Raw genomic sequence first — 20943 nt, 5'->3', positions numbered from 1 at the left:
TCCTGATGGTCAATACCAAAGAGCCGTGACCGGTACGGTGACGGCTGCTGGCAATTGGGGGCTCATGCCCCTCGATTTTTCAGTGACAGATGTCGCCATCTGTCACAAGACGTAATACTTTTTTGATTATTGTCCAGTTAATCAGAAAGATGAAAGTGAAATGCCACTATCGTCTGATATTTATCGGCCATTTCTGCCCAATGTTGAGCGCATCCGGACACCTTCACTGAGCACGGCGTTCTTCCAGCAGTTTCACGAACATGCTCAGGCTGCGCGATACCGTGCCGCGGCGCCATACCAGCCAGGTCTTTAGGTAGCGAAAATCTTCCTGCATGGGCCATGCACACACGGTGCTGCAGCCGGGCATGTTGTCGAGCATGCTGCGCGGCAGCATGGCCAGGCCCGCGCCGGCACTGACGCAGGCGAGCATGCCGTGATAGGACTCCATTTCATGAATCTTGCCGGGCACTGCCTGATCCTGGACGAACCAGTTCTCGAAATGATGGCGATACGAGCAGTTGGCGCGAAATGCATAGATGCTCGCGCCGTTGACGTCCTGGGCACGGCTGACGGGCGCATGGTTGAGCGGCGAGATGACGACCATCTCTTCCTCGAATACCGGGATGCCCTCAAGCGTGGGGTGCAGTACCGGGCCGTCGACGAAGGCGGCTACCAGGCGCCCGGCCAGAACCCCTTCGAGCATGGTCCCCGATGGCCCGGTGGACAGGTCGAGGTCGACTTTAGGGTAGCGCTGGTTATAGGCGGCCAGTAGCGCCGGGATACGCACTGCAGCGGTGCTCTCCAGCGAGCCCAGGGCGAAAGTGCCTTGAGGATCCTCGCCGGCCACGGTCAAGCGCGCCTCGTGCACCAGGTCGAGAATGCGCCGAGTGTATTCAAGAAAATTCCAGCCGGCCGGAGACAGGCGCAAGCGGCTCTTTTCACGGATGAACAGCGCCACTCCCAGGTCCTCCTCCAGCTGCTTGATCCGCGTGGTCAGGTTGGACGGCACTCGGTGTATATGCTGGGCGGCAGCGCTGATGCTGCCCTGCTCGGCCACCGCCTTGAAGATTTCCAGTTGCACCAAGTCCACAGTCATTCTCCAAACGTGAATGTTTCGCTCATTATTATTCAGTTTTCATCAAACCCATAGCCCACTAATCTGGACTCACTAACCAAAGCAGTGAGAGTGTCCAGCCATGAGCGCGATCAGCAGCCTGACCCACGCCATCTCCGTCGACCCGTTCAGCGGCGAGCAGATTGGCGCCTATCCCTATGACACCGACGCCGCACTGGAAGCGGCGCTGCAACGCGCCAAGGCTGGCTATGGCCAATGGCGGCAGGTGTCGCTGGGTCAGCGCAGCGAATACCTGCTTGCCCTGGCCAGCACGCTTGAGGCCAAGACCGAAGCCTTTGCGAAGATGATCAGCCGTGAAATCGGCAAGCCGATCACCCAGGCCCGCGGTGAAGTCGCCAAATGCGTCGGTCTGTGCCGCTGGTACGCCGAACATGGCCCGGCGATGCTCGCTGCCGAACCTACGCAGGTGGAAAAAGCCCGTATCGAATACCGCCCGCTGGGCCCGATCCTTGCGGTGATGCCCTGGAACTTCCCGATCTGGCAGGTGCTGCGCGGTGCGGTACCGGCGATCCTGGCGGGCAACACCTATGTACTCAAGCACGCGCCAAACGTGATGGGCAGCGCCTACCTGCTGGGTGAGCTGTTCAGGGAGGCCGGTGTGCCAAGCGGCGTGTTCGAGGTGCTGAACGTGACCCCTGAGGGCGTGACCCGTGCCATCAACGACCCGCGCATCGTCGCCGTGACCCTGACCGGCAGCGTCCGTGCGGGCATGGCCATCGGCGCGCAAGCCGGGGCTGCGCTGAAGAAATGCGTGCTGGAGCTGGGTGGCTCAGACCCCTTCATCGTCCTCGCCGATGCCGACCTGGACGCGGCCGTGCAGGCGGCGGTAATCGGCCGCTACCAAAACACCGGCCAGGTGTGCGCGGCGGCCAAGCGCCTGATCGTCGAGCAGAGCATTGCCGAGGCGTTCACTCAGAAATTCGTCGCGGCCACCCGCCAGCTGAACATCGGCAACCCGTTGCAGGACGACACCTACATTGGCCCCATGGCTCGCTATGACCTGCGCGACGAGCTCGATGGCCAGGTGCAGGCTACTTTGGCCGAAGGCGCGACGCTGCTGCTCGGTGGCAACAAGCTCGAAGGCGTGGGCAACTTCTACGCGCCCACCGTGTTCGCCAACGTCACGCCGGACATGACCGCGTTCAAGCAGGAGCTGTTCGGGCCGGTGGCGGCGATCATCACCGCGCGTGACGCCGAGCATGCCGTGGAGCTGGCCAATGACAGTGAATTTGGCCTGGCCTCGACCATCTACACCGCCGACTATGCGCTGGCCGAGCGCATGACCGCAGCGCTGGATACCGGCGCGGTGTTCATCAACGGTTACTGCGCCTCCGACCCACGGGTCGCCTTTGGCGGCGTGAAAAAGAGTGGTTTTGGGCGTGAGCTGTCGCACTTTGGTGTGCGTGAATTCACCAACGCCCAGACCGTTTGGCTGGATCGCAACTGATCAGCCCTTGGGGCTGCCTGGCAGCCCCGACGCTCAACTGCGCGTCTGGTCCTTGACCCAATCGAGCATCCCACCCGGTACGATCAGTTCGTGCCGGGCACGCGAACAGGCCGTGTACAGCCCTGCCAGCATGCGCGCACGCTCGTTGCGGTTGCCGGCGGCGCCCGGCGCGACCATCAGCTCGGGCGAAACCATCACCCGGGCAAACTCCATGTTCTTCACATCGCAGACCCGGCCCAGGAAAAGCTTGGGCGCCTTGTCCCAGCGATAACGGCCCTTGGCCTTGGCGAAGTGTTCAGCGGTATAGCCCTTGCGCAGCATGCCGGCCACGGCAATGAAGGCTTTGTCGTCGCCCTTGTCTTGCTCCAACGCGTGCCAGCTGGGATAGCGAAACAGCATCGGGTGACGTGCTCGGGTGCCGTAGCGGTACAGCTCGATGCAGTCTTCGACGAACAGTTCGAAGTCCTTGCGCGCGCCCTTGAGCAGCACGAACGGCACGCCCTGGTGGGTCAGACGCTGGAACCAGCCGAACAAGCCCCATTCGTCATCGACGATCAACGCGGTAGGTTGCTCGGGAACGCTCACCGTGTCGAAGAAACTGACCCGCGTGTAGTGCTCGGCGCTGCCGCTGAAGGCACCTTGAATCGCTGCCGGATGGGCCTGGATCAGCGGGTTCAGCACCCCGTCCATGGCAGGGCCTGCGCGCAGCGAGTGATCGATGCAGCGCTGGCGGATGAAGCTGCCATGGTGGGGGCTCAGGCCGTTGAGGTTCTGCAGCTCGTCGCCCAGGGCGATGACCGACTGCGGGCTGCGATCGAGCAACGCCAGCATGGGCGCGGACAGTTCATGGGCTTCATCGACGATGACATGGCGGTAGCGGCTGTCGATCACCTCAGCGGTCAACGACAGCAGCTTGACCCGATGATAATCACGCACCGGTAACTGGATCTCGCGCGCGGATGGGCGTATCAGTTCCTGCCAATACAGCCGCGCCTTCTCCAACAGCACCTGCTGGTCCAACGGCGTGCTGCCCGGCCCGGCCCATGGCAAGTGGTGCAGTTGCACGTCGCTGTCGCCACTGCGGCAGAAACTGCGCACTGCCTTGATGCACAGGGCGACGACGTCGCAGGCGGCCAGCGGGCCAATGTCGGGAATGTTCAGCCAGCGTACCACCTGCGCTTCCTGCGGCCGCCAGGACAGCTTGGTGCGATACGGGTCGCGCAGCCGCCAGCCATTACTGGTCAGGTCGCGGTTGAGGATTTCGTCGGCCAATTGGCCGAAGGTCAATGCAGTGTAGGCCTCGGGGTCTTTGACGCGTGCCCGCAGCGCCCGTAATTGGCCTTCGGTCAGGGCCAGCAACAGGGTGCGCTGGGGCTCGAGCAGGCGGGCGAACTGGTGAATGAGGAAGGTCTTGCCGGTACCGGCGAAGCCCTGCACGGCCACCGACTCCTCGACGCCGCAGAGGAACTCGCGCAGCAGGCGATGCTGCTGGTCGCTGAGCGTGAGGTCGCTGGCCAGGGCGGGTAGGTGCACCGGGTGCAGCGGGGTGACGCGTTGCCGGTAGCTGCTGGCGAACTGGAAATTCCACTGGCCGTCGGGGTCGAGAAATTCGGCGGGCTGGTATTGGGTTTCGGCAGATACCAGTGCGACGCCGTTCTCGCCGAGCAGGCCCAGGCCCATGGCGAACGCTTCGCGCTCGAACCGCTGCGCGACGTGGCTCTGGAAGCGGTCAGGGGCTGCTTGTTCGACGTCATTGGCGATGCGCACGATCTCGGCGAAACGGCGTTCCTGGGTGTCCGCGGTGGCATTGGCCGGCTGGCGGGGGACGTTTTGCACGAACAACACGGCGGCGGCTTCGAGCAGGCTGGCGGCCTTGAAGAAATCGGTGGCGTCGGATGGGGTGGCCAGGTGGTCGGCTTGCTCGCTGGTCAGGGGCAGGTAGAACATCAGCTATCTCGGGTGGAAACTGGTGTGCACGATAGCAAGTTTCCGCTTTGGATGCTGGGGGTTGGGCTGGGGTGGGCTGGGGTGATGTTGACTGCCGCGCTGGCCTTTCGAGCTGTGCGCTGCAAGCCAACTTGGTCCTGGTGTCTATGCCGTCTGCTTTTACTTGGAACTTGCGGCTTGGAACTTGTGACTGCTAGTGTGAGGCCGTGGTTGTTTTGAGCACTGCTGCGGTATTCAATTGCTATAGCGACGCGTAATCACCTTTTCGCCTTTACGGCGAGTCCCTTTTTGACGGGGCAAAAAGGAACCAATGGACCTGTCCCGTGACAACGGACGCCAAGAAGCCAGCTACACAGCTTTATGCTTCAACCACCTCGCGTAATCGTTAGGTGAACGATAACCCAACGCTGAGTGCAGTCGGCTGCTGTTATAGAACCCATGCACGTAGCTAGCAATCCCCAGCTGAGCGTGTCTTTTGGTGGGGTAGACCCCACAGGCTTCCTCCCTTTTCAGCGTAGCGAAAAAGCTCTCAGCCACTGCGTTGTCCCAGCAATTTCCTCTACGACTCATGCTTTGCTGGACGTCTTTAGAAGCCAACGTCTGCCGAAACTTGCCACTAGCGTACTGGCGGCCCTGGTCCGAGTGAAAGATCTCTCCACCCGTGCCGGAGCAAGCGTTCCACGCATTCAGAAAGGCGTTTTCAACCAACGTGTCCGGCATCCGATCCGAAAGGCTATAGCCCAGTACCTGGCGCGTCTGGATGCTCAAAACGACAGCCAGATAGAGCCATCCTTCCTTGGTGGGAAGGTAGGTGATGTCACTGACCCAGGTTGGCCTGGGGTTATCGATGGAAAACTGACGATCCAGCACATTACCAGCCACCGGCATATGATGGCTGCTGTCCGTGGTACAGGGCCTGAATCCGCCTTTGGACTTGGCCCGGATATGTTCCTCCTGCATCAACCGCCTGACCCGTTTGTGGCCCACTGAATGCGATTTCTGACGCAAGGCTGCGACCAGTCGAGGTCGGCCATAGGTGTTTCGACTGGCTGCAAAAACGCTGCGTAAATCAATGCGAACCTGATTGTCAGGGTCAGGGCGAAGCCGACGATGTGTGAAATCATAAAAGCCTGAAACCGAGACTTCCATCACCCGGCACAACACTCGCACCGGGTATCGAGTCCTCTCAGCAGCGACGAAGGCGTATCTCACCTGGACTCTTTGGCAAAGAATACCGCCGCCTTTTTTAGGATTTCACGCTCCATTTTCAGTTCTGCGACCTCGGCACGCAGGCGGGCAAGTTCGCTGTCTTCCTTGGTAACGGGTTTGCGCTCAGGTGAGCTCAATGGCTTGCCTCTGCGAACGGCATCGACCCAGTTGTCGAGGGTTTTGACGGAAATTTCCAACTGGCGAGCAGCCTCGGTTCTGCCCACCGTTTCAGCGAGGGCTACCGCCTGAGCCTTGAAGTCATCGGTGTAGTTGCGGCGCGTTGATGGATACATGGCAACCTCCAAGAGAACGATTTAAGTATCGCTTCTTGGCGTCCGTTGTCACGGGACAAGCCCACAAAAACCCCTCGCTCCCACATCCGGCCCCTGCGCTGCGCTCCGGGGTCCCCTCGCTTCGGCGTCTTGCGGGCCCTGCGCGGCCACAACTTGCTTCGCAAGTCGTACAGCTCGCGTCCTCCGGCTACGCCGTCGGGGGTGCTACGCACCCTGGGCCCTCCAGACACCTACGCTCAGCCTCCTGAGGTCGCAATTTGCGTTGCCTGAACTATCGCGCGCTTAGGATCAAAAGCAAAGCAAAGCAAAGCAAAGCAAAGCAAAGCAAAGCAAAGAGGCTGCGAGAAAAGCAGGTCCAATATGCTAACGCCGTTTGTTATCAATTGAAGTTCACGACTTAATACTTTCTGCTTCTGCTTCTGCTCCTGCTCCTGCTTCTGCTTCTGCTTCTGCTTCTAAGCGCGCGATAGTCCAAGCGACGCAGATCGCGACTTCAGGAGGCCGAACGTAGGCGTCTGGAGGGCCCAGGGTGCGTAGCACCCCCGACGGCGTAGCCGGAGGACGCGAGCTGTACGACTTGCGTAGCAAGTTGTGGCCGCGCAGGGCCCGCAAGGCGCCGGAGTGAGGGAACCCCGGAGCGCAGCGCAGGGGCCGGATGTAGGAGCAGGGGTTTTTGGTTCCTTTTTGCCCCGTCAAAAAGGACTCGCCGTAAAGGCGAAAAGGTGCCTATGCGCCCACATCGCCAATGAATGCGCACCGTACGTGAAAGCCAATGCCAGAATTCGAATCCGAACCGGATCCACAACCAGAACCAGAACCAGAACCGCAGCCCAACTCAAACAGAAGCCCTACCCCGCCGCCGAATAGTCTCACTCGGAAACTCCTTGAACAACTGCCGATAACTCTCTGAAAACCTTCCCAAATGCCAAAACGACCAACGCATGGCAACCTCAGCCACGGTCACACCCTCACCCACCAGCAAATCCCGACGCGCCCCATTAAGCCGCCGCATTCGCAGCCACTGCCCAGGCGGCATCCCGGTAAACCCTTTGAACGCCTGCTGCAACTGCCGCAACGACACCCCAGCCACATCGGCCAGCTCGACAAGATTGAGCGTATCCTCAGGACAATCGGCAGCCCATTGACTCACCCGCCGCATGATCGCCCGCTCTTCATCCCGCCGCCCCAGCGCGCCACCCTGCAGCCGCTGACAGGCGTTATCGAGGATGAACAGACAGTCCTCCAGCAATTGCTCGGCCAGCGCCTGCGATTGCAACCGGCAATCAGCCTGCCCCAGGCGGGTGAGCATTGCGCTCAGCCAACTGCCGAACAATGCGTTCTGGCCACTGCCCAACGGCACCATGAACAACCCTTCAAGACGCTGCGGATCCACCCCATGACGGGCGAGAAAAGCCTGGTCGAACACCACGGCCACTTCTTGATAGTTCTCCGGCGTGATCCAGATGTTGCGGCTCTGCTCATTGAGCAGATACAGACTGTGATCGCTCTGATCGAAACAGAATGCCAAAGAACCGCTAGGGGCACGGAAGAACTGCTCGACCCGCGTGTTGAGACGCTCTTCGTACACCTCTACCCCGTCAAGCCCGAGGCAGCGCAAGTGACCACTGAACAGCCCCGGCGACATTTGCCGGTAGTGCTGATGCCAGCCAGGCGTGGCACGTACCTGCTCGGTGACATCGCACGTGTGATACGCCTGAACCTGCAACGCTTGGGAGTTTGTCACGCAAAGTCCTATTGCACTCTTTTGGTGCATTGGTAGTCGCAGAAAGTGGATAGATCACCATACTGTCCTGCGCCCAAGATAGTCCGCAGCGCGGCACCTGGGAAGCGGCATGAAAACGCTTCCCCATAAAAACCCAACCAAGAGGTCTGTATGAACGCCCCCTTCGATCAGCTTTCCACGTGGCTGAAAGAACACCGCATCACCGAAGTCGAATGCGTGATCAGCGACTTGACCGGCATCGCCCGCGGCAAAATTGCGCCAACTGCCAAGTTCCTGCATGAACGCGGCATGCGCCTGCCAGAGAGCGTGCTGCTGCAGACGGTCACCGGCGATTACGTGGATGACGACATCTACTACAGCCTGCTCGACGCTGCCGACATCGACATGATCTGCCGGCCCGACCCCTCGGCGGTGTACCAGATCCCCTGGGCCATCGAACCCACCGCGATCGTGATTCACGACACCTTCGACAAACAAGGCAACCCGATCGAGCTGTCGCCGCGCAACGTGCTCAAGAAAGTCCTGAAGCTGTACGCCGACAAAGGTTGGCAGCCCATCGTCGCGCCAGAGATGGAGTTCTACCTGACCAAGCGCTGCGAAGATCCCGACCTGCCCTTGCAAGTGCCGCTGGGCCGTTCGGGCCGCGCGGAAAGCGGGCGTCAGTCGTTCTCCATCGACGCGGCCAACGAATTCGATCCATTGTTCGAAGACGTCTACGATTGGTGCGAGTTGCAAGGGCTGGACCTGGACACGCTGATCCACGAAGACGGCCCGGCGCAGATGGAAATCAACTTCCGTCACGGCGACGCCCTGGACCTGGCCGACCAGATCACCGTGTTCAAGCGCACCATGCGCGAGGCGGCGCTCAAGCACAACGTCACCGCGACCTTCATGGCCAAGCCGATCACCGACGAACCCGGCAGCGCCATGCACCTGCACCAGAGCGTGGTCGACATCGCCACCGGCAAGCCGGTGTTCGCCAATGACGATGGCAGCATGAGCGCGCTGTTCCTGCACCATATCGGCGGCCTGCAGAAGTACATCCCCAAACTGCTGCCGATGTTCGCGCCCAACGTCAACTCGTTCCGCCGCTTCCTGCCCGATACCTCGGCCCCGGTCAACGTCGAGTGGGGCGAAGAAAACCGCACTGCCGGGCTGCGCGTGCCGACCTCAAGCCCCGAGTCGATGCGCGTGGAAAACCGCCTGCCTGGCGCCGATGCCAACCCCTATCTGGCGATCGCGGCCAGCCTGCTGTGCGGCTACCTGGGCATGATCGAGCGCATCGAGCCCAGCGCGCCCGTGCAGGGCCGGGCCTACGAGCGGCGTAACCTGCGCCTGCCGATCACCATCGAGGACGCGTTGCAGCACATGGAAGACTGCCAGACCGTGCAGCGTTACCTGGGCAAGCAATTCGTCCAGGGCTACGTGGCGGTCAAGCGCGCCGAGCACGAAAACTTCAAGCGCGTCATCAGCTCGTGGGAACGCGAGTTCCTGTTGCTGAGCGTGTGACCTGGGGGGGCGCGGTGCGCCCCTTGCACTGCTTCGAACAACAAGACCAACGAGGTGTCGACATGCGTCATCTGCAAGCCCTGATTCCCGCCACGTGCGCCCTGCTGTTCGGCGCCGCCGCCCACGCAGCGCCCAGTGTCAGCGTATACAACTGGACCGACTACATTGGTGATACGACCCTGGCCGACTTCCAGGCCAGCACCGGGATCAAGGTCATCTACGACGTGTTCGACTCCAATGAAACCTTGGAGGGCAAATTGCTGGCCGGCCGCACCGGCTACGACGTGGTGGTCCCCTCCAATCATTTCCTCGCGCGCCAGGCACAGGCCGGCGCATTCCTGCCGCTCGATCGCAGCAAACTGCCGAACTGGCAGCATCTGGACCCCAAGCTGCTCAAGCAGCTCGAACAGAACGACCCTGGCAACCGCTACGCGGTGCCGTACCTGTGGGGCACCAACGGCATCGGTTACAACGTCGACAAGGTCAAGGCTGCGCTGGGCATCGAGCGCATCGACTCCTGGGCCACGCTGTTCGAGCCGCAGAACCTGGAGAAGCTCAAGCAATGTGGGGTGGCCTTCATGGACTCACCCGATGAGCTGTTCCCTGCCATGCTCAACTACCTGGGCATGGACCCGCGCAGCGAAAAGCCGGCCGATTACGCCAAGGCCGAAGCGCGCTTGCTGCAGCTGCGCCCGTACATCACTTATTTCCACTCCTCCAAGTACGTCTCTGACCTGGCCAACGGCAACATTTGCGTGGCGTTCGGCTATTCCGGCGACGTGTTCCAGGCGGCCAACCGTGCTGTGGAGGCCAAGAACGGCGTGAAGATCGCCTACAGCATTCCCAAGGAAGGCAGCAACCTGTGGTTCGACCTGCTGGCCATTCCCAAGGACGCCAACAACCCCGACCAGGCCCTGGCCTTCATCAACTACCTGCTAGACCCGAAGGTGATTGCCAAGGTCAGCGCCACGGTCGGCTACGCCAACGCCAACCCCGACGCGAAGGCTTACATGGACCGGTCGCTGGTCGACAACCCCGAGATCTACCCGCCTCAGGAGGTGCTCGACAAGTTGTACATCTCCAGCACCCCGAGCCCGAAGATCATGCGCGTCATGACCCGTTCCTGGACCAAGATCAAGTCCAACCGCTGACCGAGAACGCCCCATGCCTTTCGATACCCAACATACAGCCTCGTACTACGCCGCCAGCGCCCGCCATACCCTGCCTTATCCGAGCCTGGAGGAAGAGCTGACGGCCGATGTGTGCGTGGTCGGCGGCGGTTTGACGGGGGTCAATACCGCGCTGGAACTGGCCGAGCGCGGCCTCGACGTGGTGCTGCTGGAAGCCCGGCGTATCGGCTGGGGCGCCAGCGGCCGCAACGGCGGGCAATTGATCCGCGGCATTGGCCATGATGTCAGCGGCTTTGCCCGGCATGTCGGCCAAGACGGCGTGCGCTACCTCAAGCAGGCAGGCATCGAATCGGTGGCGTTGGTGGCGCAGCGCATCGAGCGCCATGGCATTGCCTGCGATTTGCGCTGGGGCTTTTGCGAACTGGCCAACACGCCAGCGCAGTACGCGGCCTTCAATGACGAGCTGGACGACCTGGCGAGCCTCGGTTACCGCCACGAAACCCGGCTGGTGGAGGCTGCGAACATGCACCAGGTCGTCGCCAGCGACCAGTACGTGGGCGGTCTGGTGGACATGGGCTCGGGGCATCTGCATCCGCTGGATCTGGTGCAAGGCGAAGCCGCCGTTGCCCAGCGCCTGGGGGCACGCATCTTCGAACAAAGCCCGGTCGTGCGAATCGAACACGGTCCCCGCGTGACGCTGCATACGGCCCGGGGCAAAGTACGTGCGCACAACTTGGTGCTAGGCTGCAATGCCCACCTCGATGAGCTGGAGCCACGGCTGAGCGGCAAGGTGTTGCCTGCCGGCAGCTACGTTGTGGCCACCGAACCCCTGCCACAGGCCCTGGCAGAAACGCTCATCCCGCAAAACATGGCGTTATGCGATCAGAAGGTCGGCCTGGATTATTACCGGCTGACGGCCGACCGCCGCTTGCTGTTCGGTGGTGCTTGTCACTACTCCGGGCGTGACCCTCAGGACATCGCTGCCTACATGCGGCCCAAACTGCTCAAGGTGTTCCCGCAACTGCGCGATGTACGCATCGACTACCACTGGGGCGGCATGATTGGCATCACGGCCAACCGCTTTCCCCAGGTGGGTCGACTCAGCCAGCAGCCGAACGTCTTCTATGCCCAAGGCTACTCGGGCCATGGCCTGAATGTGACCCACTGGACGGCCAAGTTGCTGGCCGAGGGCATCGCCCTGGGCCAAAGCCAGGGGCTGGACATTTTCAGTGCCGTGCCGCACCTGACCTTTCCAGGCGGCAAGGCCCTGCGCTCACCGCTGCTGGCGCTGGGCATGCTGTGGTATCGACTGCGCGAGAAGTTGGGCTAAGCAGGCGCTTGAGGATGAGCGAATTCAACATTCAACGAACGCAACCGCCAGCCCTGCGCGCGAAGTTTCCTTGTAGTTGGCGTGCATATCGGCACCGGTGTCGCGCATGGTGCGGATGACCCGGTCCAAGGAGATGAAATGCTCGCCGTCGCCGCGCAGGGCCATCTGCACGGCGTTGATAGCCTTGACCGCGGCGACGGCGTTGCGCTCGATGCAGGGCACCTGCACCAGCCCGCCCACGGGGTCGCAGGTCAGCCCCAGGTTATGCTCAAGGGCGATCTCGGCGGCGTTTTCCAGCTGTGGGGGCGTTGCGCCAAGGACCTGGGCCAGGCCCGCGGCAGCCATCGAACAGGCTGAACCCACCTCGCCCTGACAGCCAACCTCGGCACCGGAAATCGAGGCGTTCTTCTTGCACAGGATACCCACCGCAGCGGCTGCCAGCAGGAATGCCACGACATCGTCGTCACAGGCGCCGGGATCGAACTTCATGTAGTAGTGCAGCACGGCGGGAATGATGCCGGCAGCCCCGTTGGTGGGCGCGGTGACCATGCGCCCGCCTGCGGCGTTTTCCTCGTTCACCGCCAGGGCGAACAGGTTGACCCATTCCATGGCGCTCAGGGTCGAGCCAATCACGTTGGGTTTGCCGATTTCCTGCAGGCTGCGGTGCAAGCGCGCAGCGCGGCGGCGCACATTGAGGCCACCAGGCAGCACGCCTTCATGACGCAAGCCGTTTTCGACGCAGTCGCGCATGGCCGCCCAGATGCGCAGCAGCCCTTCGCGTATTTCCGCTTCGGGACGCCAGGCGCGCTCATTGGCCATCATCAGCTCGGCAACACTGAGTTGATGGGCCTTGCACAGGGCAAGCAACTCGGCGGCGCTGGAAAATTCGTAAGGCAGACTAACCGCATGGCTGTCCGCTGGCGGCGCATCCAGCTCACCCTGCTCGACGATAAAGCCGCCACCGACCGAGTAGTAGGTCTGCTGCAGCAAGGTGCCCTGCTCACCCAGCGCCTCCAGGCCCATGGCGTTGGGATGATAGGGCAGGCTTTCGTCGAGCAGCAGCATGTCGCGGGCGTAGTCGAAGGCCAGCGGCTGGCTGCCGTCGAGGATCAGGCACTGCTCATGCAACACTTGCGCGATACGCGGCTCGATCGTGGCAGGGTCGATGCGGTCAGGCCACTGCCCCATCAAGCCCAGCAAGCAGGCGCGGTCAGTGGCATGACCGACGCCGGTGGCGGACAGCGAGCCATACAGGCGCACCTCGATACGCCTCACCTGCGCCAGCAGCCCCTGTTCGCGCAGGGCCTGGGCAAAGGTCGCGGCGGCGCGCATCGGCCCGACGGTGTGGGAACTCGAGGGACCGATACCAATTTTGAAAAGGTCGAAAACACTGATAGCCATGCTAATGCCTGACCGCGTCGAACGCTTGCGGCGGTCGCACGGTTGTCTGGAGAATTTGTACGGGAATGCCGATTGGCGCGATACTGACGCCGTCATCGGGGTATGACCAACGAAACTTCCTAAGCAAGCCTTTAGCGGAGCTAAACGATGCGTCAGCTCAACGGCCAGATGTTCGTCTGGTTGCACGTGTTTTCCTGCGCAGCGCGCCACCTGTCATTCACCCGCTGCGCTGAAGAACTGCACATCACGCCGGGAGCGGTCAGCCAGCAAATGCGCCAGCTGGAAGAGCGCCTGGGCTATCGACTGTTCCTGCGCCGCGCGCGCGGGGTGGAGCTGAGCGCCGAGGGCCAACGCCTGGCGCAAACGGTGACCGAGGCATACGCCAGCATCGAAGCCGAGCTGCTGCGCCTGGATGCCGGGGAGATCCGCGGTACCTTGCGCCTGCGCTCGATCCCATCGTTTCTGGCCAAATGGTTGACGCCCCGCTTGCCGCGTTTTCAGCAGCGCTACCCGGACATCGAACTGCGCCTGGTGGCCGAGGACAGTGCCCACGCACTGGACCCGCACGATTTCGACCTGGCCATCGACCTCAATGACGGCAGCTACCCAGGCATGCTGTCCACGCCCTTGCTGGACGAGCAGATCTTTCCGGTGTGCTCCCCGGGGCTGTTGCGCGGCCGTCCGCCCCTGCACGGGCCTGCGGACCTTGCGCACTATCCGTTGCTGCACGACATCACCGCCTGGCGCGGCAGTTCGGAATACGCAGAATGGGAGTTCTACCTGGAGGGCATCGGCGCAAGCGGCCTGGACGTGCGCCGGGGGCATACCTTCAACCGCAACCACCTGACCATCGAGGCGGCCATCGCGGGTGTTGGCGTGGCCATCGCCCGGCGCACGCTGCTCAACGATGAACTGGAGCGCGGCGCCCTGATCGTGCCGTTCGGCCATCCCATCGCCAACCACAAGCGCTACATGCTGCACTACCCGCCTGGCGGCTTGAACCAACCTGGCGCACGCGCCGTGCATGATTGGCTGGTCGAAGAAGCGCAGAGCTTCAGGGCGCTGCACCCGCTGGCGCTGGCCAGCTGATCGGGCCGCTGCGCCCCGCGCTCAGTACGCCTGCTTGCCCGTGAAGGCATTGAGCGTGCGCACCAGGATCACGAAGTCGAGCCACAACGACCAGTTGTTGATGTACTCGATGTCGGAGTTGACGCGCTGGATCATCTGTTCGATGTCCTTGGTTTCGCCACGGTAACCGCGTACCTGGGCAAGGCCGGTCATGCCGGGCTTGATGTTGTGGCGGGCGAAGTAATCGACGATGTCCTGGGAATACAGGGTGTCATGCTGCAAGGCATGCGGCCGCGGCCCGACCAGTGACATGTCGCCGGTCAGCACGTTGAACAACTGCGGCAGCTCATCCAGGCTGGTCCGCCGAATGAAAGCGCCGACGCGGGTCAAGCGCGGGTCGTTGCGCTGGGCCTGGGCCACCACCCCGCCTTCGGGCTGATGCACGTGCATGCTGCGAAACTTCCAGATCCGAAACGATTCCCCGGTCCAGCCGGTGCGGTCCTGACGAAAGAACACCGGCCCTGGGCTGTCGAGCTTGATCACCACGGCCACCAGCAGCAGCACCGGGGAGGCCAGGAGCAGAATCAGCGCAGCCAGCACCCGGTCCTCGAGGTTCTTGAGAAACAGGCTGGTGCCGGTCAGGGGTGTTTCCGACAAGGTCAGTACCGGGATGCCGGCGATTTCTCGCACGCTGTGGTTGATCAGACGCAGCGAGAAGATGTCCGGCACCCAATTGACCGCGATGCACTTGTCCAGCAGCTTGAGGTAAACATCCTGAATCACCGCCGAGCCGCCCAGCGGCGTCACCAGGTAAACGGTACGGATGCCATGTTCGGCGATGATGCGGTCAAGGTCAGCGATGCTGCCAAGCATGCGCAAGCCATCGCGGCTCTGGTCCTCCTCCTGGTCGACCCAGATGCAACCCACCACCCGCTCGCCGAACCACGGGTTGCTGCTGATTTTCTGGTAGAGGAAGTTGGCCAGGTCGCCATTGCCGATAATCAGCGCATTGTCCAAACGCGCGTGGGCAGTGAAGCGCTTTTGCAACTCACGCATGGCCACATGCAGGAACAGCTGCACGACATAGCCGATGACATAGAGCTGCACCACCAATAGCCGCGAGTAGGTCTCGCTCTGCTTGGTCAGGAAGGCGATGACCACCAGAAAGCAGAAGGTCGCAGACCAGGCCTTGAACAAGCGAAACGCCTTGACCGACAGCCCGACATTGCTGCGATAGATCGCGTAGTGGTCGTAGATCACCGCCAACGCGCCAATCAACAACAAGAGCATGATCACGTAGTCGGAGGTGATGTAGCCGAACTGATCGTAAATCAGGTACCACGCCACACCGGTAACTGCGATTCCATCGAGGCCCGCTTGAACGGCGTTACTCACGCTACTTCTTCGTTGGAGCAACGACCGACTGCTTCTGGGCTCAAAAACCATGCGTAAGGCCTCACGAGGTGTATGCCAACTGCCAGATGATCACCGCGGGGCGCCAGCAACTCGCCCCAGATACCTGATAACACTTGAATTTCGTTCGTACAGCGCGCTGAAGCAATTGATATCACTGTAGCAGCACTGGACGGTCGCTGCGGAGCAGATCACGCGTGCCGACCACCTGCATCCGGCATTAGCCTCAGACGCGGTGCTGCCCTGCTCTGATATACAACAGCGTGCGCAGGATGAACAACGGATTACCGATGACGTAACGCACAAACAGACGCCTGGGCTCCTTGAGCAACCTGAACAGCCACTCCGCGTTCAACCGCCGCAGCCAATGCGGGGCGCGGGTCACCTTGCCACCGAGGAAGTCGAGAATCGCTCCGCCGCAGATGATCAGACACGGGGTCGGCAGTTGCGCCAGCTGTGCGGCCAGTCGTTCCTGCTTGGGCATGCCCATGCCCAGCACGATCAACGCTGGCCGCTGGGCCTGCGCCAGGTCAAGGTAGGTCTGGAAGTCGGCGAAACCTTCATGCTGGGACACCATGCGCACGCCGTACACCGCCTGGCAGTGCTGGGCAGCCTGTGCCAGGTATGGTTCACGCGTTCCCCAAAACGCCACGGGCCTGCCCTTGTAGGCGTGCAACAGCTGGGGAATGAAGTCGGTGCCGTTCATGTTGAGGCCTGGCTGGCGCCCCAGACGGCGCAGCAGAATGGCCATGCCCGCGCCGTCGCGCAGCAGCACATCGGCGCTCGCCAGTGCCTGGCAGTAGTCGGGCTCGACCGCCGCCAGGTTCATGGCATGGGCGTTGACGAAACCCAGTACGGTGCTGCGCTGGGGGTTGCTCAGGGTCAGCAGCAAGCGCTGTGCGTCAGCATCATTCTCGACGGTTCGCAGCGTGGCCAAGAGGGTTTTCCAGCGGTGCAGCCAAGCCCGGTTAGCCATCAGTTGTCATCCCGTTTGGAGCGTACCCAGTCGACCTGGCGCTTGAGAAGAAACCCCAGGTACAGGGGGATCTTCCGGGCCGCATAGAAAGGGGCGTAAAGCAGCACCGAAAACGGCATCGATGCCCGAGCAAAGCGCGCCCAGGCCAACAGCACCGCCGCCCCCAGCAAGCACAACGCCAAGCCCGCCAGCAGCGCAGGCCACAGCAGCCCGAACACGGCGCCGGCCAGCAGGTTGATCGCCAATACCGCCACGCTCAGCAAGGTCAACAACGCCAGCGGCGGAATCATCATGTCTACCGCCATGCCCAACAAGAGCCAGTTGCGCTGCAGCACGGCGCGTCCCAGCAGCCGTGGCCCTTCGGCCAGGACCATGCCCAGGTGCCCATGCTCCCAGCGTTTGCGCTGACTGTTCAGGCCCTCCTGGCTACTGGGAAACTGGCTGGTGATCACTGCCTGCGGGCAGAACAGCGGCGCCTTGCCCAAGGCCGCGAATTCCAACCCCAGCTTGAGGTCCTCGACAAGGTGAGCAGTGGCCAGGTCAACCCTGGCCAGGTCATCCCAGGTGAAGGCCATGCCGGCGCCCATCAATTGACAAGGCAGGCCTGCTCGCGCCCAGCCCGTAGGGCGCACCAGGTTCTTCATGCGCCAGGCGAATGCCGCGACCTGCACCTTCAACCCGGCAGCGGCCGGAGCATTCATCAGGTACAGCGCTTGCGCAGGCCTGGCGTTGGCGAGCGCCGTCGCCGCCAGATGCTCGACAGCGGCGGCGCCGACCTGGCAATCGGCATCGATGATGATCAGCACCTCGGGCGGCGACTGCTGCAGATGACGCACGCCGAAGTCCAATGCATAGCCTTTGCCGCGCCGTTGTTGGTCCAGACGTTCGACCACTTCGGCGCCAGCGCTGCGGGCCAAGGCCGCGGTCTGGTCGGTGCAGTTGTCGGCAACTACCAGCAAGCGGTCACCGTCGCGCAGTTGCGCAGCAATGCTGGCGAGCGTCGAAACGATCAGCGACGCTTCGTTATGAGCAGGCACCAGCACGGCGATCCGCGCTCGTTGCAACCGTCCACCGGGACCGGCCTTGGGCGGTAGGCAGGCCAAGACCACCTGGGCGCACAGCACTGCTGCTGGCAACAGCACCAGCAGCGCCGCCAGGCCCAGCAACAGGCTCAGCAACGTGGTCATGCCGCCCCCTTGAACAGGCTGATCAGCTTGGCCGCTTCGTGGTCGATATCATGGCGTTGCAACACCCGCGCATGAGCCGCCTCGCCCATCGCCTGCAACACTGTCACGGGCTGTTGCAGGCATTCGCGCATGGCTTGGGTCAGCGCCGTAACGCAGCCGGCCGGGAACAACCAGCCGTTCTCGCCGTGGCGCAGCAGTTCAGGAATGCCGGCCACATAGGTCGAGAGCACCGGCCGGCGCAGGGCCATGGCCTCCATGATCACCACCGGCAGGCCCTCGGCGAAGCTGGGCAACACCAGCGCCCGCGCGGCCAGGATTTCGTCGCGCACCTGCGCGCTGCCGATCCAGCCGGTGATTCGCACCTGGCGCTGCAAGCCGTAACGGGCGATCAGGGCCTCGACCGGGCCGCGCATTTCGCCGTCACCTGCCAGGACCAACTCGAAATCCACGCCTGTGCTGGCCAAGGCATGGGCTGCCTCGATCAGCAGCAACTGGCCCTTCTGTTCGCACAAGCGGCCCACGCACACCAACCGCGGGGCATGGGCCACCAGCGATCCCCGGCCTTCATGAAAACTGCGCTCCAGACCGCAGTGCACCACCTTGACCTTCGGCCAATGCGCAGGGTCGACCCAGCGAAACAGCTGGCTGCGCCCATATGAACTGACGGCAACGACGAAAGCTGCCTGACTCGCCTTGTGGCCCAGGTGCAGTGCCTGCGCCTTGTCGAACTCTTCCGGGCCATGCACGGTGAAGCTGTAGCCAGGCCCGCCGAGCGCCTGGGCGAGCATGACGACTTCAGCCGAATTGGTGCCGAAATGCGCATGTACGTGCTCGGCTGCCGAGGCTTGCAACCACTGCAGCACCTGGCACGCTTCGGCTAGATACACCAGGTGGTAAGGCCAGGAACGATCGGCGCGACGCCCTAGGCGCAGTGCCAGCTTCAACGCTTTGAAGAACCGCCCGGGTTGCGCCCGCAGCGCCTGCAGCGTCGGCGCGAGCAAACCCTTGATCCCCGCCTGCAGCACGTAGCGGGTCTTGCCGCGCTCGACGTGGTCTTCCGGGTCGTGCAGCTCGGCGTCCCAACCGCGCAAGGCGATGCGTTGCACCTCCAGGCCCTGGCGCTCCAGCGCGAGGATTTCGCGGCGGATGAAACTGTGGCTGACCTTGGGGTATTGATTGACGAAATAAGCGATACGCATAAAGCCCCGAATCGGTGTCCGTTTACTGAAGGGCCAGCTCGGCCGTGCCAGAGGGCAGCGGGCGACCGGCAAGGGCGGTGTGTATCTGGTCGAACACATCGTCGAGCAAGGCATGGCGCCGGCGGTACATGGCGCGCTTCTTCGCCGCGATCTGCTCGGCAGCGCGCTGCGCGGGCGCCAGCGGGATGCTGAAGAAGTCCGCGCGCTGCGACGCTACGGCGCCGTTCTCCTGCCAGATGACATCGTAGTTGGCAGCCAGATCCTGGTGCTTGTCGGCGCCGAAGTAGGCATGGCGGTGATGGCGATGTGCATCGCCCACGGCATAGATGCTCACGGCACCCAGGCAGCGCGCCACGCATTTGATGGCCTCGATCAGCAGACTGCGCGGGCGCAAGCCTTCGAAATCTTTGGTCAACTCGCGGTAGATGTTCAGCGATGTGTCGCTGTCGATGCCTTTGTGAATGCCCTGCACGGCGCCGATGAACAGGCACACGCCGGTGTCCTCGCGAGACAAGGTGAACGCCAGCGAAGCAACGCGAAGATCTCCTTGAAACAGGTTGATCACCAACTCCCCTTCGCGCTTGAACCAGATCGGCCGGTCGAGTACCAGGCTACAGCCGCCACTGTAAGCGGACAGGTCGCACAGCAGGCGCTGCTCCTCACGCCCCAGCAACAGCAGCGGCGCGCACTGGGCAGTGACGATTTCGTAATGCGAAGCCACCGCTTGCAAGCGCTGCACTGCACTCCAGGTCTTGCTGATGTAGGGCCACTGCACCACGCCGATGCAATCGACGCCCAGCCGCTCGAAGCGCACAGGGCCAAGCGCCTCAGTCATGCGCCGCGCGAACGCCTGCAGCTCGGGCCACTGCCTGGCCATCGCCAGCGACAGCTTGAATTTGTTGTTGAGCGCGCGCGGTGAATAGCCCGGTTGCAGGGTCAACACGCTCTTGCTCAGCGCCTTCAACGTCATCGACATGTCATTTGTACTCAATCAGCATCGGCTTGCCGGCTGCACGCCGGTTCAGCAGGAACCGAGCCTGGCCAAGCATCTCGGGAAATTTGCCCAGCACCAGAAATATCGCCTGCCACCAGTTTTCCCGCGCCGAACGCGTGCCACGGCGCGCCAGGCGGACGACCTGAAGGGGGTAGATCAGCAACAACCACAACCCCCAGCCGCCGCTCACCAGGCTCACGACGAGGATCGCCAACGGCAGGTTCAGGCCCCACAGCCAGGCGCGGCGCGACTCGCGCAGCCAATGCCGCTCCGGCGTGGCGCCGTGCAGGTAGGCGCCCTCGGCGTAGGCATAGCCGGCGCGCAGGCTGCGCCGCCACCATTGGCCGAAGCGGGTGATGGCTGCATCATGCAGAGTCATTTCCTCCGCCAGGCGCCAGATTTTCCAGCCGCGGGCACGCAGGCGCACGCACATCTCAGGCTCTTCGCCTGCGATCAGATCCGGGCGAAAGCCAGACACCGCCATGAATGCATCCACGCGCATCAGCGCATCGCCGCCGCAGGACTTGGTCTCGCCAATCGGCGTGTCCCACTCCAGGTCACACAGCAGGTTGTACACCGAACGCTCCGGAAAGCGCTCGCGGCGGCGCCCGCAGACGACCGCCACCTGCGGGTGCTGATCGAGAAACGCCTGGGCCTTGCTCAGCCAAGCCGGGTCCACCTCGCAGTCGCCGTCGACGAACTGCACATGACGCACACCTGCACAGACGCCCTGCAGGCAGGTAAAGCCCTCGTTGCGCGCACGCGCTGCGGTAAACGGCAAGGTCATGTCCAGCGCCAGAACCTCGACGCCAAGCGCGTGCGCCAACTGCACCGAACCGTCGGTGGAGCCGGAGTCCACATAGACCAACTGGTCTGCCCGCCCCAACAGCGAGCGCAGACAGCGCTCCAGCCGTTGCCCTTCATTGCGGCCGATCACCACCACTCCAATGCCAGTTTCCAT

At 62.6% G+C, this 20943-nt stretch carries 17 protein-coding genes; 5 read left to right on the top strand and 12 right to left on the bottom strand.

Annotated features, from left to right (window positions below; genetic code table 11):
* Positions 1-223: 223 nt before the first annotated feature.
* Positions 224-1090: a LysR family transcriptional regulator gene (locus FS665_RS20030; protein WP_145192617.1), complete on the bottom strand. Its 867-nt coding sequence runs from the start codon at positions 1088-1090 to the stop codon at positions 224-226.
* A 106-nt stretch (positions 1091-1196) separates the two neighbouring features.
* Here FS665_RS20030 and FS665_RS20025 point away from each other — a divergent pair, with 106 nt between their 5' ends.
* Positions 1197-2582 (top strand): aldehyde dehydrogenase family protein, encoded by a 1386-nt coding sequence (locus tag FS665_RS20025; protein WP_145192490.1) that lies wholly within the window; start codon positions 1197-1199, stop codon positions 2580-2582.
* 33 nt (positions 2583-2615) lie between these two features.
* On the opposite strand, the gene FS665_RS20020 is transcribed toward FS665_RS20025, so the two are convergent.
* The 4 genes from FS665_RS20020 to FS665_RS20005 form a co-directional block, all read right to left on the bottom strand.
* Positions 2616-4529, bottom strand: coding sequence for an AAA family ATPase (locus FS665_RS20020; RefSeq protein WP_145192487.1), 1914 nt, complete (start codon positions 4527-4529; stop codon positions 2616-2618).
* 348 nt (positions 4530-4877) lie between these two features.
* Positions 4878-5741, bottom strand: coding sequence for an IS3 family transposase (locus FS665_RS20015; protein WP_178108379.1), 864 nt, complete (start codon positions 5739-5741; stop codon positions 4878-4880).
* The gene (locus tag FS665_RS20010; RefSeq protein WP_145192481.1) at positions 5738-6031 is read right to left on the bottom strand and encodes a transposase; all 294 of its coding nucleotides are present in this window, start codon (positions 6029-6031) and stop codon (positions 5738-5740) included. The genes FS665_RS20015 and FS665_RS20010 overlap by 4 nt, the downstream gene beginning before the upstream one ends.
* Positions 6032-6866: 835 nt before the next feature.
* Positions 6867-7775: a helix-turn-helix domain-containing protein gene (locus FS665_RS20005; RefSeq protein WP_145192614.1), complete on the bottom strand. Its 909-nt coding sequence runs from the start codon at positions 7773-7775 to the stop codon at positions 6867-6869.
* A 150-nt stretch (positions 7776-7925) separates the two neighbouring features.
* Between FS665_RS20005 and FS665_RS20000 the strand changes: the two genes are divergently transcribed.
* From FS665_RS20000 to FS665_RS19990, 3 genes are all read left to right on the top strand, one after another.
* Positions 7926-9284, top strand: a complete 1359-nt coding sequence (locus FS665_RS20000) for a glutamine synthetase family protein (RefSeq protein WP_145192478.1) — start codon at positions 7926-7928, stop codon at positions 9282-9284.
* A gap of 62 nt (positions 9285-9346) precedes the next feature.
* Positions 9347-10435 (top strand): polyamine ABC transporter substrate-binding protein, encoded by a 1089-nt coding sequence (locus FS665_RS19995; RefSeq protein WP_145192475.1) that lies wholly within the window; start codon positions 9347-9349, stop codon positions 10433-10435.
* Between the two features lie 13 nt (positions 10436-10448).
* The gene (locus tag FS665_RS19990) at positions 10449-11744 is read left to right on the top strand and encodes an FAD-binding oxidoreductase (protein ID WP_145192472.1); all 1296 of its coding nucleotides are present in this window, start codon (positions 10449-10451) and stop codon (positions 11742-11744) included.
* A 24-nt stretch (positions 11745-11768) separates the two neighbouring features.
* On the opposite strand, the gene FS665_RS19985 is transcribed toward FS665_RS19990, so the two are convergent.
* Positions 11769-13145 carry an L-serine ammonia-lyase gene (locus FS665_RS19985; RefSeq protein WP_145192469.1) on the bottom strand — a complete coding sequence of 459 codons (1377 nt, stop codon included), beginning with the start codon at positions 13143-13145 and terminating at the stop codon, positions 11769-11771.
* A 168-nt stretch (positions 13146-13313) separates the two neighbouring features.
* Between FS665_RS19985 and FS665_RS19980 the strand changes: the two genes are divergently transcribed.
* Entirely contained in the window at positions 13314-14234 is a 921-nt protein-coding gene (locus FS665_RS19980; RefSeq protein WP_145192611.1) for a LysR substrate-binding domain-containing protein, read from the top strand.
* Positions 14235-14255: 21 nt separating this feature from the next.
* Here the strand turns inward: FS665_RS19980 and FS665_RS19975 are convergent, their stop codons facing one another.
* The 6 genes from FS665_RS19975 to FS665_RS19950 form a co-directional block, all read right to left on the bottom strand.
* On the bottom strand, positions 14256-15659 hold the full coding sequence (locus FS665_RS19975; RefSeq protein WP_145192466.1) for an undecaprenyl-phosphate glucose phosphotransferase: 1404 nt from the start codon (positions 15657-15659) through the stop codon (positions 14256-14258).
* Between the two features lie 193 nt (positions 15660-15852).
* Complete coding sequence (locus FS665_RS19970) at positions 15853-16602, bottom strand: WecB/TagA/CpsF family glycosyltransferase (protein WP_145192463.1); 750 nt, start codon at positions 16600-16602, stop codon at positions 15853-15855.
* Positions 16602-17789: a glycosyltransferase family 2 protein gene (locus tag FS665_RS19965; RefSeq protein ID WP_145192460.1), complete on the bottom strand. Its 1188-nt coding sequence runs from the start codon at positions 17787-17789 to the stop codon at positions 16602-16604. Before FS665_RS19965 ends, FS665_RS19970 begins: the two co-directional genes overlap by 1 nt.
* On the bottom strand, positions 17786-18988 hold the full coding sequence (locus FS665_RS19960; protein WP_145192458.1) for a glycosyltransferase: 1203 nt from the start codon (positions 18986-18988) through the stop codon (positions 17786-17788). Before FS665_RS19960 ends, FS665_RS19965 begins: the two co-directional genes overlap by 4 nt.
* Before the next feature lie 22 nt (positions 18989-19010).
* Positions 19011-19958, bottom strand: a complete 948-nt coding sequence (locus FS665_RS19955) for a DUF535 family protein (RefSeq protein WP_145192609.1) — start codon at positions 19956-19958, stop codon at positions 19011-19013.
* Positions 19959-19965: 7 nt separating this feature from the next.
* On the bottom strand, positions 19966-20943 hold the full coding sequence (locus tag FS665_RS19950; RefSeq protein ID WP_145192455.1) for a glycosyltransferase family 2 protein: 978 nt from the start codon (positions 20941-20943) through the stop codon (positions 19966-19968).

Source organism: Pseudomonas sp. URMO17WK12:I11, from assembly GCF_007677725.1.
In the GTDB taxonomy this organism is placed as follows: Bacteria; Pseudomonadota; Gammaproteobacteria; order Pseudomonadales; family Pseudomonadaceae; genus Aquipseudomonas.
Note: the sequence above shows the minus strand (reverse complement) of the source record. Positions and strands in the feature narration are given on the sequence as shown.

Bases quoted from the DNA above. Each gene is read 5' to 3' on its own strand.
- FS665_RS20025 (WP_145192490.1), top strand. From the start codon at position 1,197: ATGAGCGCGATCAGCAGCCTGACCCACGCCATCTCCGTCGACCCGTTC.
- FS665_RS20020 (WP_145192487.1), bottom strand. From the start codon at position 4,529: ATGTTCTACCTGCCCCTGACCAGCGAGCAAGCCGACCACCTGGCCACC.
- FS665_RS20010 (WP_145192481.1), bottom strand. From the start codon at position 6,031: ATGTATCCATCAACGCGCCGCAACTACACCGATGACTTCAAGGCTCAG.
- FS665_RS20000 (WP_145192478.1), top strand. From the start codon at position 7,926: ATGAACGCCCCCTTCGATCAGCTTTCCACGTGGCTGAAAGAACACCGC.
- FS665_RS19995 (WP_145192475.1), top strand. From the start codon at position 9,347: ATGCGTCATCTGCAAGCCCTGATTCCCGCCACGTGCGCCCTGCTGTTC.
- FS665_RS19990 (WP_145192472.1), top strand. From the start codon at position 10,449: ATGCCTTTCGATACCCAACATACAGCCTCGTACTACGCCGCCAGCGCC.
- FS665_RS19985 (WP_145192469.1), bottom strand. From the start codon at position 13,145: ATGGCTATCAGTGTTTTCGACCTTTTCAAAATTGGTATCGGTCCCTCG.
- FS665_RS19980 (WP_145192611.1), top strand. From the start codon at position 13,314: ATGTTCGTCTGGTTGCACGTGTTTTCCTGCGCAGCGCGCCACCTGTCA.
- FS665_RS19975 (WP_145192466.1), bottom strand. From the start codon at position 15,659: ATGGTTTTTGAGCCCAGAAGCAGTCGGTCGTTGCTCCAACGAAGAAGT.
- FS665_RS19970 (WP_145192463.1), bottom strand. From the start codon at position 16,602: ATGGCTAACCGGGCTTGGCTGCACCGCTGGAAAACCCTCTTGGCCACG.
- FS665_RS19965 (WP_145192460.1), bottom strand. From the start codon at position 17,789: ATGACCACGTTGCTGAGCCTGTTGCTGGGCCTGGCGGCGCTGCTGGTG.
- FS665_RS19960 (WP_145192458.1), bottom strand. From the start codon at position 18,988: ATGCGTATCGCTTATTTCGTCAATCAATACCCCAAGGTCAGCCACAGT.
- FS665_RS19955 (WP_145192609.1), bottom strand. From the start codon at position 19,958: ATGACGTTGAAGGCGCTGAGCAAGAGCGTGTTGACCCTGCAACCGGGC.
- FS665_RS19950 (WP_145192455.1), bottom strand. From the start codon at position 20,943: ATGGAAACTGGCATTGGAGTGGTGGTGATCGGCCGCAATGAAGGGCAA.